Annotated in this window: 10 protein-coding genes; 9 read left to right on the top strand and 1 reads right to left on the bottom strand. The window is 71.1% G+C overall.

Features of this window, described 5'->3' with window-relative positions; all coding sequences use genetic code 11:
* Positions 1-157 precede the first annotated feature (157 nt).
* The 8 genes from ABZ915_RS06715 to ABZ915_RS06680 are packed head-to-tail and all read left to right on the top strand — an operon-like array spanning position 158 to position 8,783.
* Complete coding sequence (locus tag ABZ915_RS06715) at positions 158-1,591, top strand: sugar ABC transporter substrate-binding protein (RefSeq protein WP_361796917.1); 1,434 nt, start codon at positions 158-160, stop codon at positions 1,589-1,591.
* A gap of 7 nt (positions 1,592-1,598) precedes the next feature.
* The gene (locus ABZ915_RS06710) at positions 1,599-2,480 is read left to right on the top strand and encodes a sugar ABC transporter permease (protein WP_361796914.1); all 882 of its coding nucleotides are present in this window, start codon (positions 1,599-1,601) and stop codon (positions 2,478-2,480) included.
* Complete coding sequence (locus ABZ915_RS06705) at positions 2,477-3,307, top strand: carbohydrate ABC transporter permease (protein ID WP_361796911.1); 831 nt, start codon at positions 2,477-2,479, stop codon at positions 3,305-3,307. The genes ABZ915_RS06710 and ABZ915_RS06705 overlap by 4 nt, the downstream gene beginning before the upstream one ends.
* The gene (locus ABZ915_RS06700; RefSeq protein WP_361796908.1) at positions 3,304-4,398 is read left to right on the top strand and encodes an ABC transporter ATP-binding protein; all 1,095 of its coding nucleotides are present in this window, start codon (positions 3,304-3,306) and stop codon (positions 4,396-4,398) included. The genes ABZ915_RS06705 and ABZ915_RS06700 overlap by 4 nt, the downstream gene beginning before the upstream one ends.
* Positions 4,398-5,219, top strand: a complete 822-nt coding sequence (locus ABZ915_RS06695; protein WP_361796905.1) for a DeoR/GlpR family DNA-binding transcription regulator — start codon at positions 4,398-4,400, stop codon at positions 5,217-5,219. Before ABZ915_RS06700 ends, ABZ915_RS06695 begins: the two co-directional genes overlap by 1 nt.
* Positions 5,197-6,279: an ABC transporter ATP-binding protein gene (locus ABZ915_RS06690; RefSeq protein ID WP_361796902.1), complete on the top strand. Its 1,083-nt coding sequence runs from the start codon at positions 5,197-5,199 to the stop codon at positions 6,277-6,279. The genes ABZ915_RS06695 and ABZ915_RS06690 overlap by 23 nt, the downstream gene beginning before the upstream one ends.
* Complete coding sequence (locus ABZ915_RS06685) at positions 6,276-7,304, top strand: 2-hydroxyacid dehydrogenase (RefSeq protein ID WP_361796899.1); 1,029 nt, start codon at positions 6,276-6,278, stop codon at positions 7,302-7,304. Before ABZ915_RS06690 ends, ABZ915_RS06685 begins: the two co-directional genes overlap by 4 nt.
* Positions 7,305-7,355: 51 nt before the next feature.
* Positions 7,356-8,783 carry an FGGY-family carbohydrate kinase gene (locus ABZ915_RS06680; RefSeq protein ID WP_361796896.1) on the top strand — a complete coding sequence of 476 codons (1,428 nt, stop codon included), beginning with the start codon at positions 7,356-7,358 and terminating at the stop codon, positions 8,781-8,783.
* A 176-nt stretch (positions 8,784-8,959) separates the two neighbouring features.
* Here ABZ915_RS06680 and ABZ915_RS06675 read toward each other — a convergent pair whose 3' ends face one another.
* Positions 8,960-9,622: a DsbA family protein gene (locus ABZ915_RS06675; protein ID WP_361796893.1), complete on the bottom strand. Its 663-nt coding sequence runs from the start codon at positions 9,620-9,622 to the stop codon at positions 8,960-8,962.
* 137 nt (positions 9,623-9,759) lie between these two features.
* Between ABZ915_RS06675 and pepN the strand changes: the two genes are divergently transcribed.
* The gene (gene pepN, locus ABZ915_RS06670) at positions 9,760-12,339 is read left to right on the top strand and encodes an aminopeptidase N (protein WP_361796890.1); all 2,580 of its coding nucleotides are present in this window, start codon (positions 9,760-9,762) and stop codon (positions 12,337-12,339) included.
* Positions 12,340-12,486 lie beyond the last annotated feature (147 nt).

The raw sequence follows: 12,486 nt of genomic DNA, 5'->3' as shown, positions 1-12,486 counted from the left end.
TCCCACACTTCGCGACCTGTTCTGTGAACTTCCCACTCTGCACTGAGATTTCATCCCGCACGAGGGATTGACGGCCTTCTTTCTGCGTTACACCCTCTGTTATCGAGTCGACTCGACGTGTTAACCCGACCGGCCCCGACCCCCACGGAGGTCACGGATGGACAGGCACGCGCACGACCGCCGACGCTTCCTCGCCCTCACCGGAGGCCTCACCGCCGCCACCGTCGCGGCCCCGCTGCTCACGGCCTGCGGCGCGGGCTTCGGCGGGAACGACGACAAGGGCGGCGGCTCGGCCGCGGACGACGTCACGGGCTCCTTCGACTGGAGGCGGGAGAAGGGCACCACCGTCAAGGCGCTGCTGAACAAGCACCCGTACACGGACGCCCTCATCGCCGACCTGAAGTCCTTCACCGCGAAGACCGGCATCAAGGTGGAGTACGACGTCTTCCCCGAGGACAACTACTTCGACAAGCTCACCGTGGACCTCTCCAGCGGGCGTGCCTCGTACGACGTCTTCATGCTGGGCGCCTACATGGTGTGGCAGTACGGGCCGCCGGGCTGGCTGGAGGACCTCGGGCCCTGGATGCGCAACTCCTCCGCCACCGGCGCCGAATGGGACCAGGCGGACTTCTTCCCCAACCTCCTCCAGGCCGACCAGTGGTCCCTGAAGGCGGGCGCGCCGCTCGGGCAGGGCGGCCAGTACGCGCTGCCGTGGGGCTGGGAGACGAACGTCGTCGCCTACAACACCGAGGTGTTCGGCAAGCTGGGCCTGAAGCCCGCCGAGACCTTCGACGAGCTGCGCGAACTCGCCGGGGTGATCAAGAAGAAGGCGCCCGGCGCGGGCTTCGACGGCATGTACGGGATCGCGGTCCGCGGCTCGCGCAGCTGGGCCACCATCCACCCCGGCTTCATGACGATGTACGCCCGTAACGGGCTGCACGACTTCACGGTCAAGGGCGGGAAGCTCACACCCGCCATGAACACCCCCGAGGCCGTCGCGTTCACCCGCAACTGGGCGGGCATGGTCAAGCAGGGCGGGCCGCCCTCGTGGACGTCGTACACCTGGTACCAGTGCTCCAGCGATCTCGGCGCGAAGAAGGCGGGCATGCTCTTCGACGCGGACACGGCCGCCTACTTCCAGGCCGTGAAGGGCGCCTCGCCCGCCTCCGGGAAGATCGCCTTCCATCCGGGGCCGAAGGGCCCGGACGGCTCCCTGGCCACCAACATGTGGATCTGGTCGCTCGGCATGAACGCCAAGAGCAAGAGGAAGAGCGCCGGCTGGCTGTTCCTCCAGTGGGCCACGGGCAAGGAGCACCTGCGCAGGGCCGCGATCACCAACAACCACATCGACCCGGTGCGGAAGTCGGTCAGCCAGGACGCCGCCTACAAGGACAAGATGAGGCACCTCCCCGGCTTCATCGAGACCTTCGAGACGGTCGTCGACCAGACGAAGATCCAGTTCACCCCGCAGGCCCAGTTCTTCGACGCCACCACCAGCTGGGCGGCGGCCCTCCAGGAGATATACGGCGGCAAGGACGCGGGATCCGTGCTCGACGGGCTGGCGAGCGACCTCAAGTCCAAGGTGGGGTGAGGCACGGATGGGCTGGCGGCTCACTCTCCGGCCGTACTTCCTGATCGTTCCGGCACTGCTGCTGACCTGCGGGATCCTCTACCCGTTCGGACTCGGGCTGTACTACACGCTGTTCGACTTCTCGGCGAGCAAGCCGCGGCCGGACATGGTCCGCCTGCACAACTACGAGACCGTCTTCACGCAGGACGCCTTCTGGAACTCGGCCTGGGTGACGGTGCTGTACGCGGTCGGCGCCGCCGCCATGGAGACCGTGCTCGGGGTGACGGTCGCCCTGCTGCTGCACCGGTCCTCGCTGGTCGGCCGGATCCTGGAGAAGATCCTGATCCTGCCCCTGATGATCGCCCCGGTGATCGCGGCGATCATGTGGAAGCTGATGCTCCAGCCGTCCGTGGGGGTCGTCAACCACCTGCTGAAACCCTTCGGGCTGGGGGGAGTTCAGTGGACGGACACCCCGACGGGGGCGCTGCTGTCGTCCATCGCGGTGGACGTGTGGGTCTACACCCCGTTCGTGGCGATCCTCGCCCTGGCCGGGCTGCGGTCCCTGCCCGTCTCCCCGTTCGAGGCGGCGGCCGTCGACGGCGCCCGCTGGTGGTACACCTTCCGGCGGCTGACCCTGCCGATGCTGTGGCCGTACGTACTGGTCGCGGTGATCTTCCGGTTCATGGACTCGCTGAAGGTGTTCGACATCATCTACGCCCTGACGGAGGGCGGGCCGGGCGACTCGACGGTGGTCCTCCAGATCCGGGCGTACCTGGAGGCGATCCGCTTCCAGCGGTACAGCTTCGGGATCAGCTACACGATCGTGCTGTGGGCCGTGGTGTATCTGGCCGCGATGGTGCTGGTGCGGCATCTGGGGCGGATCCAGCGGAGGGCGGCCGAGGTGAAATGACGTACAAGAAGCGCCTGTTGGGGTGGCTGGCGGACGCCGCCCTCGTCCTCTACTTCGTCTTCGCGCTGTTCCCGATCGCCTGGATGGTGATCCTCTCCCTGAAACCCGCGAACCAGCTCTTCAGCACCTACTTCTCCTTCTCGCCGACGCTGGACGGCTACCGGACCGTCCTCGGCGACAGCGAGGGCATCCCGTTCACGCGGTTCTTCGTCAACAGCCTGGTGGTCTCGGTGGGCGCGGTCGCGCTGTCGCTCGTCGTCGGCCTCCCGGCGGCGTACGCCTCGGCGCGCTGGCGGTTCAAGGGCTCGGAGAACCTGATGTTCACGCTGCTGTCGTTCCGGTTCGCCCCCGAACTGACCGTGATCATCCCGCTGTTCGTGCTGTACCAGAAGCTCGGGCTGTTCGACACGTACGTCGGCATGGTGTGGGTGCTGCAACTGGTCACCCTGCCGCTGATCGTTTGGATCATGCGGTCGTACTTCGCCGATCTGACCCCCGAGCTGGAGCAGGCGGCCCTGCTCGACGGGTACACGCGCAAGCAGGCGTTCTTCCGTGTCGCCCTTCCGCTGGTCAAGCCGGGGATCGCGGCCGTGTCGCTGCTGGCGTTCATCTTCGCCTGGAACAACTTCGTCTTCCCGCTCATCCTCACCTCCAACGAGGCGCAGACGGTGACCGTGGGCGCGCTGTCCTTCCTCGGCGGCGACCGGCCCAAGTACAACCTCACGGCCGCCGCCGCGCTGGTGTCCGTCGTACCGCCGCTGCTGCTGGCGCTGACCATCCAGCGGTACCTGGTGCGCGGGCTGTCCTTCGGGGCGGTGAAGTCATGATCGGGCTGCACGGCATCCACAAGGCCTACGGGCGGACCATCGCCCTCGACGGCCTCGAACTGGACGTCGAGGAAGGGGAGTTCTTCTGCCTCCTCGGCCCCTCCGGGGCGGGCAAGACGACGACCCTGAAGACCGTCGCCGGTCTCGAACAGCCCGACTCGGGCACGGTCGAGATCGACGGCAAGGACATGCGCGCGGTGGAGCCCTACGACCGGGGCGTGGCCATGTGCTTCGAGAGCTACGCCCTCTACCCGCACCGCTCGGTGTACGACAACCTCGTCTCCCCGCTGCGCTCCCCCCGGCACCGGCTGCCCGCCGCCGAGGCCCGCGACCGGGTCGGCGCCATCGCCGAACTGCTGGGCATCAGCGCCCTGCTGGACCGCCCGGTGGGCCGGCTGTCCAACGGGCAGCGGCAGCGCGTGGCCCTCGGCCGGGTGCTGGTCCGGCCCGCCCGCGCCTTCCTCCTCGACGAGCCCCTCTCCCATCTGGACGCCAAGCTGCGCCAGCAGATGCGGGCCGAGCTGAAGGCGATCGGGGCGGTGCGGCGCACGACCACCCTGTACGTCACCCACGACTCGGTGGAGGCGCTGGCGCTGGGCGACCGGATCGGGGTCATCCGGGACGGGCGGATCGTGCAGACGGGCACCCGGGAGGACATCTGGTACCGGCCCTGCGACACGGAGGTGGCGCGGGCGTTCGGGCGGCCCCGGATCAATCTGCTGCCGGGGGTCGTGACGGAGAGCGGGGTGCGGTCGGAGGGCGGGACCGAACTGCCGGTCCGGGCGAAGGCGTCCCCGGGGACCGAGGTCCTGGTCGGCGTACGCCCCCGCGACCTCACGCTGGGCGGCGACGGCCACGAGCTCACCGGCACCGTGTACGTCACCGAGGTGCTGGGCCGGTCCGTCGAGGTCACCGTCCGGCTCGGCGAAGGCGAAGGCGAGCCGCACGTGTCGCTGGTCGCCCCGCGCGGCGACGCGGCGCGGCTGCGCCCCGACGATCCGGTGCGGCTGACCGTGCGGCCTGAGAACCTGCTGCTGTTCGAGGCCGACCGGCCGGAGCGCCCAGGACGACGGATCGGGAAGAGCACGTGATGAGCAGCAGTGGTGCACAGCAGGGTCCCGCGGCCCGCCAGGCCGCCATGGCCGAGCGGGTGCTGGCCGACGGCTCGGCGACCGCGGCGGAGCTGGCCGAGCGGTTCGGGGTGAGCCTGATGACCATCCACCGGGACCTCGACGAGCTCGAACGGCAGGGGATCGTACGGAAGTTCAGGGGCGGGGTGACCGCACAGCCGTCGGGTGTCTTCGAGTCGAACGTCCAGTACCGGCTGAAGACCATGCGCGCGCAGAAGGCCGCCGTCGCCGAGCAGGCCCTGAAGCACATAGAGCCCGGCATGGCGATCCTGCTGGACGACTCCACCTCCACCCTGGAGATAGCCCGCCGGCTCCGGCTCGGCGACATCACCCCGCTCACGGTCGTCACCAACTTCCTGGAGGCGATCAACCTGTTGTCGGACCAGCGGGGCATCCACCTGATGGCGCTGGGCGGCGACTACGACCCGCTGCACTCGTCCTTCCTGGGGGTGTCCTGCGTGGAGGCGGTCGGACAGCTGCGGGTGGACGTCTGCTTCGCGTCCACGTCGGCCGTGCACGGGGGTTACGCCTACCACCAGGAGCAGCACATCGTGTCCGTGAAGCGGGCGATGCTCGACGCGGCCGCCCGGAACGTCCTGCTGGTCGACCACACCAAGCTGGGCCGGGTCGCCCTGCACCGGGTCGTCCCGCTCTCCCGCTTCGACCTGCTCCTCGTCGACGACGGGGCGTCGCAGGAGGCGCTGCGGGACCTGGACGAGCACAAGGTCCGTTACGAGGTCTGCGTGACGAAGGGCGGCCATGACGGCACTGGAGCTACGTGAACTGCGCAAGACCTACCGGGCGCGGGGCCGGCCGGCGGTGGACGCCGTGCGCGGCATCGACCTGGGTCTCCGCTCCGGGGAACTGCTCGGGCTGCTCGGCCCGTCCGGGTGCGGCAAGTCGACGACCCTGCGGATGATCGCCGGTCTGGAGCCGGTGACCGGCGGGGACATCCTGGTCGGGGGTGCGTCGGTGGTGCGCCGGCCCGCGCAGGAACGGAACATCGGGGTGGCGTTCGAGAACTACGCGTTGTATCCGCCGCTGACGGTCGCGGAGAACCTGGCGTTCGGGCTGCGGGCCCGCCGGCGGGCTGCCCGGGGTTCCTCGGCGGACGTCGCCCGCAAGGTCACCGAGATCGCCGAACGGGTCGGGCTCACCGGCATCCTCGACGCCCGCCCGGCCGGGCTGTCCAGCGGGCAGAAGCAGCGGGTGTCGCTGGCCCGCGCCCTGATCCGCGAGCCGGACGTGCTGCTCCTCGACGAGCCGCTCTCCCATCTGGACGCCGCCCAGCGCGACACCACACGCCGCGAACTCAAGCGCATCCAGCGGGACCTGGGGCACACCACGATCCTGGTCACCCACGACCAGGAGGAGGCCCTCTCCCTCGCCGACCGGATCGCGGTGATGAAGGACGGCGCGATCCAGCAGCTCGGCACGCCGTTCGAGATCTACGACAGTCCCGCCACCACCTTCGTCGCGGACTTCGTCGGCGAGCCCGCGATCAACCTGCTGCCCGGCATCGCCACGGCCGACGGCCACGCCCGCCTCTCGGCCACCGTGCGGACCGCACTGCCGGTACCGGTGGCCGAGGGCCGCGCGGTGGTCGTCGGGATCCGCCCGGAGGACCTCGAACTGACGGGCACGGACGGCATCCCCGCCCGGGTGGTGGCGCACGAGCCGCTCCTCGAATCGGGCATCGCCACCCTCGCCCTCGACGGGGTGGAACACCCCCTCGTCGTCCTCACCGGCCCCGAGGTGCGCCTCGCGCACGACGACCGGGTCCGGGTGGCACCCGGCCTCACCCATGTCTTCGACGCCGAGACAGGAGACTCCCTTCGATGACCTCCGCCAGCAGTGTGCGTGTCGTGGCCGCCGGCGACCACTTCGTCCTGCCGTCGCTCATCACGGAGGCGCTCGCCCACGAAGCGCTTTGTGAGGTCGCTGAGTTGACCCTCGGCTGGCCACTCGAACCGTTCGGCCCGGTCGCCGAGGTACGCGAGGCGAGCGACGCCGAGGACGAGCTGATCGACGCGCTCGCGGACGCGGAGGTGCTGGTGACCCAGATGGGTCCCGTCACCGCGCGCGTCCTCGACGCCTGCCCCCGGCTGCGGCTGGTCGTGGTCTGCCGGGGCGGCCCGGTCAACGTCAACCTGGACGCGGCCAGGACGCACGACGTCCGGGTGTGCTTCGCGCCCGGCCGCAACGCCGCCGCCACCGCCGAGTTCACCGTCGGACTGCTCCTCGCCGCCCTGCGCCGCATCCCGCAGGCCCACGACCTGCTGGCCCGGCAGGGCAGTTGGGCGGGGGCGGCCTACTACACCTACGAGCACAGCGGCCTGGAGCTGGAGGACCTGCCCGTCGGCCTGGTCGGGTACGGGGCGGTGGGCAGCCGGGTCGCGCGGGTGCTGTGCGCCTTCGGGGCGCGGGTGATGGTGTACGACCCGTATGTCCGCGGGGAGGTCCACGGCCTGCGGCTGGACTCCCTGGACGAGCTGCTGCGCCGCTCCCGGGTGATCACCCTGCACGCCCGGCTCACCGACGAGACGCGCGGGCTGATCGGCGCCCGCGAGCTGGCGCTGCTGCCGCCCGGCGCGGTCGTGGTGAACGCGGCGCGCGGCCCGCTCCTCGACGAGGACGCGCTGTGCGACGCGCTGGAGAGCGGGCGGCTGTCGGCGGCGGCCCTCGACACGTACGCGGTCGAGCCGTTGCCGGCGGACGCGCGGCTGACGGGGCTGGCGGAGCGCGTCGTGCTGACCCCGCACCTGGGCGGGTCCGGCCGGGCCGTGGCGGAGAAGGCCGCACGGATCGCGGCGGCGGAGGTGGGGCGCTGGGTGCGCGGGGAGCCGCTGGCTCACTGTCTGACTTGATGGTCGTACCGGGAATGGTCGAATCCGGGAATGGTCGTACCGGGAGGGGACATGTACGTCGGGATCGATGTGGGCACGTCCATGGTGAAGGCCGCCGCGTTCGACGCGACGGGACGCCAACTGGCCGTCGAGGCCCGCCCGGTGGGCCTCGATCTGCGCGAGGGGCGCGTGGAGCAGGACATGGCGGAGGTGTACGGGGCGGTCGTCGACGTGCTCGGCGCGCTGACCGCACGGGTACCGGACGGGGTGGAGCTGGCCGGGCTGACCGGGCAGGGCGACGGGGTGTGGCTGGTCGACGCCGAGGGGCGGCCGGTGCGGCCCGCGGCGTCCTGGATGGACGGCCGGGCGCACGAACTGCTCGACCAGTGGCTGGCGGACGGGACCTTCGAGACGGTGTTCCGGCGCACGGGCAGCGCGATGTTCCCGGGGTGCCCGGGGCCGCTGCTTGCCTGGTTCGACCGGTACGAACCGGGGTCGCTGGACGCGGCGACGGCGGCCGTCTACTGCAAGGACATGGTCTTCCAGCGGCTGACGGGCGCGGCCAGGGCGGCGACGGACGTGTCGGACGCGTCGATGCCGTTCCTCGACCCGCGGACCCGGTCCTACGACAACCGGGTCGTCGAGCTGCTGGGGCTCACCCACCGCAGAGGCCTGCTCGCCCCGGTCAGCGACCCGGTGGCGGCCGGCGAGGCGCACGGCGAGGGGCTGCCGCCCGGCACACCGCTCGCGAACGGCCCGTACGACCTGCCGGCCTGCGCGCTCGGCGCCGGGGTCACCCGGCCCGGCGACGGCCTGCTGATCGTCGGCACCTGTCTGGCCGCCCTGGTCGCCACCTCCGAGCTGGACCTGACGGGTGAACCGGCCGGCCTGTACATCTCCACCGACCGCCCGGACCACCGGCTGCGCGCGATGCCCGCGATGGTCGGCACGGCGGCCCTGGACTGGGTGCTGTCCACGACGGGTGTGCGCCACGACGAGGTCGACGCCCTGCTGGCCGAGACCCCGCCCGGCGCCCACGGCGTCCGCGTCCTGCCCTACTTCGCGCCCTCCGGCGAGCGCGCCCCCTTCGTCGAGCCCCGGCTGCGGGCCGAACTCACCGGGATCTGCCTGGAGTCCACCCCCGCCGACCTGATCCGCGCGACCTGCGAGGGCATCGGCTACGCGGCCCGGCACTGTCTGGCGGCGGCGGGTCTGACGGGGACCCTGGCGGTGTGCGGCGGCGGCACCCGCAGCCCCGCCTGGACGCGGCTGCTGGCCGATGTGCTGGGCCGGCCGTTGCGCGTGGTCGAGGGCGAGGTGGGCGCGCGGGGCGCGGTACTGGCGGCCGCCGAACGGTACGGGGTGGCCCTGGACGCGGACGCCTGGACCCGGCCGACGCTGGTGGTGGAGCCGGACGCGGACCGGGCGGCGTACTACGCCAAGGGCTACGAGGAGCACCTGGAGAGGCTGGCGGAGGCCAGGGCCCGGGCGCGGCGGTGACCGCGCCCGTCCCGGCACCGCGTTCCGCCCTCCCACCGAGAAGGAGGAGTACGTCCGCAAGGAGAAGCCGGACCACACGTCCGAGGCCTACGTGCGCCCCCGGAGGATGCCGCCGGTACCAGCACACCAAGATCTGGACCGACGGCGTGTGGTTCCCCCTCAGAGGAGGCGTGAGGTCAGAGGTTGCTGAAGTCCGGCCCCTTGGTCCGGGTCCGCTTGATCTCGTAGAAGCCGGGGACCGAGGCGACCGCGAGGGTGCCGTCCCAGAGGCGGGCGGCTTCCTCGCCCTTGGGGGCGGGGGTGACGACGGGGCCGAAGAAGGCGATCTGCTCGCCGTCGGGGCCCGGCACCGCGATGACCGGGGTGCCGACGTCCTGGCCGACCTTCTCGATGCCCTCCTTGTGGGAGGCGCGCAGCTCGGCGTCGAACTCGAAGTCCTTCTGCTCGGCGTACTCGATGAGGTCGGCGGGCAGGCCGGTGTCCGCGAGGGCGGCCGCGATGGCTTCGAGGGTCGGGCCCTCGCCGTTGTTGTGGAAGCGGGTGCCGAGCGCGGTGTAGAGGGGGCCGAGGACGTCGGCGCCGTGCTTCTGCCAGGCCGCGGTCACCACCCGTACCGGCTGCCACGCCTTGGTGGCGAGCATCTCGCGGTACTGCTCGGGCAGCTCGTCCAGCCGGTTCTCGTTCAGCACGGCCAGGCTCATGATGTGCCAGCGGACCTCGATGTCCCGGACCTTCTCCACTTCCAGCACCCATCGGGAGGTCATCCAGGCCCAGGGGCACAGCGGGTCGAACCAGAAGTCGACGGGGGTCTTGCCGGAGGCGGTCGTGGTCTCGGACATGGCTCTCCTCGGGAAACGGGTCGTTTCCCCGGGCAACACCAGGATCACCGGACCCATTCCCGCTGTCCGGTGTCAGGGGCGCATGGCAGGATCGGTCCTGTTCAGCCATGCCCCCGACGATGAGGGAGTTGCCGCCCGTGCCCGGTGAGAATCTGTCCCGCGACGAGGCCCGGGAGCGGGCCGCCCTGCTGTCCGTCGACGGGTACGAGGTGTCCCTGGACCTGCGCTCCGCGGTCGGTGAGGGCAACGGCGAGCCGCGCACCTTCCGCTCGGTCACCACCATCCGGTTCCGCTGCAACGAACCGGGCGCCTCCAGCTTCGCCGACCTGATCGCGCCGAGTGTGACCGCCGTCACGCTCAACGGGAAGGACCTGGACCCGGGCGAGGTCTTCGACGGCTCACGGATCGCCCTGGAGGACCTGGCCGCCGAGAACGAGCTGACCGTCGACGCCCGGTGCGCGTACTCCCGCACCGGCGAGGGCATGCACCGCTTCGTCGACCCCGAGGACGGCGAGGTCTACCTCTACACCCAGTACGAGCCGGCCGACTCCCGCCGCGTCTTCGCGAACTTCGAGCAGCCCGACCTCAAGGCCCCCTTCCGCTTCGAGGTGCGGGCGCCTCAGGGCTGGACGGTGTGGGGCAACGGCGCCGGCGAACTCACCGACGGCGTCTGGCGGTTCGCGGAGACGAAGCCGATCTCGACCTACATCACGTGCGTCGTCGCGGGCCCGTACCACTACGTCACGGATTCCTACGCGCGCACCTTCGAGGACGGCTCCCGGCTGGAGATCCCGCTCGGCGCCATGTGCCGCAAGGGCCTCGCGCCCTATTTCGAGGCCGACGACATCTTCCTGATCACCAAGCAGGGCCTGGACTTCTTCCACGACCACTTCGACTACCCGTACCCGTTCGGGAAGTACGACCAGGCGTTCGTGCCCGAGTACAACCTCGGCGCGATGGAGAACCCCGGGCTGGTGACCTTCCGCGAGGAGTACATCTTCCGCGGGAAGGTCACGCAGGCGTCGTACGAGAGCCGGGCCAACGTCATCCTGCACGAGATGGCCCACATGTGGTTCGGTGACCTGGTCACCATGGAGTGGTGGGACGACCTGTGGCTCAAGGAGTCCTTCGCGGACTTCATGGGCACGTTCGCGAACGTCGGCGCGACCCGCTTCACCGACGCGTGGATCACCTTCGCCAACCGCCGCAAGGCCTGGGCCTACCGCGCCGACCAGCTGCCCTCCACCCATCCCGTCACCGCCGACATCCGCGACCTCCAGGACGCCAAGCTCAACTTCGACGGCATCACCTACGCCAAGGGCGCCTCCGTCCTGAAGCAGCTGGTGGCGTACGTCGGCCAGGACGCCTTCCTGGAAGGCGCCCGCCGCTACTTCAAGCGCAACGCCTACGGCAACACACGTCTCGGCGACCTGCTGTCGGTCCTGGAAGAGACCAGCGGCCGGGACCTGACCGCCTGGGCGCGCTCCTGGCTCCAGACGGCCGGGGTCAACTCGCTGACCCCGCAGGTGCTGCTGGACGAGGAGGGCCGGATCGCCGAGCTGGCCGTGCTCCAGGAGGCCCCCGAGTCGCACGCGGAGCTGCGCCCGCACCGGGTGGCGGTGGGCCTGTACCGACGTACGCCCGAGGGGGCGCTGGAGCGGTACGCACGTGTGGAGGCGGACGTCGAGGGGCCGCGGACGGTGATCGCGGAGCTGGCGGGGGCCGAGACACCGGAGCTCGTCCTCGTCAACGACGACGACCTCACGTACTGCAAGATCCGCTTCGACGAGACCTCGCTGGCCGCCCTGCGGGAGCACCTGGGCGCGATCACCGACCCGCTGGCCCGCGCCCTGTGCTGGTCGGCCCTGTGGAACCTGACCCGGGACGCGCTGCTCCCGGCCCGGGACTTCGTGGACCTGGTGCTGCGCTTCGCGGGCCGGGAGTCCGAGATCGGCGTGGTGCAGATGCTGCACGCCTGGGCCGAGTCGGCGCTGGTGCACTACGTGGCCCCGGACTGGCGGGCGACCGGCGAGCGGCTGCTCGCCGAGGGCGCCCTGCGGGAGCTGCGGCAGGCCGAGGCGGGCAGCGAGCACCAGCTGGCGTGGGCGCGTTTCTTCGCGTCGGCGGCCACCGGCGAGGACGATCTGGCGCTGCTGAAGGACCTGCTGGACGGCACCGACGTGATCGAGGGGCTGGAGGTGGACCAGGAGCTGCGCTGGGCGTTCCTGGAGCCGCTCGCGGCGCACGGGGTCGCGGACGAGGGCGTGCTGGCGGCCGAACTGGCCCGCGACGACACGGCGTCCGGCAAGCGCCACCAGGTCCGCTGCCTGGCCGCCCGTCCGTCGGCGGCCGTGAAGGCGCAGGCGTGGGCCCAGGTCGTGGAGTCCGACGCGCTCTCCAACGCGTTGGTGGAGGCCACCATCTCGGGCTTCGCGCAGGCCTCGCAGCGGGAGCTGACGGCGCCGTACACGCCGAAGTACTTCGAGGCGATCGAGCGGGTGTGGGCCGAGCGGTCCATCCAGATCGGCATGGACGTGGTCCGGGGCCTGTTCCCCGCCTTCCAGGACTCGCCGGAGACGCTGGCGGCGGCGGACGCCTGGCTGGCGGCGCACCCGGACGCGGCGCCCGCGCTGCGCCGGCTGGTGCTGGAGGCGCGGGACGATCTGGCGCGGGGGCTGCGGGGACAGGCGTGCGACGCACGGGAGGCCGTGGCCTGAGCCGAAGCTTTGGCCTGAGATCGGCCGGTCTGTGACCGTTACGGAATTCAGGCAATAGGAGCCGTAACCCCTGGTCCGCACCCGAACGGACCAGGGGTTTTCCTTGCCTACTCGGCACCCGAACATCCGTCCTTTAGTCCCGGCTTG

This window comes from Streptomyces sp. NPDC046915, assembly GCF_040644935.1.
GTDB lineage: Bacteria > Actinomycetota > Actinomycetes > Streptomycetales > Streptomycetaceae > Streptomyces.
This window is presented reverse-complemented; position numbering and strand designations above follow the sequence as displayed.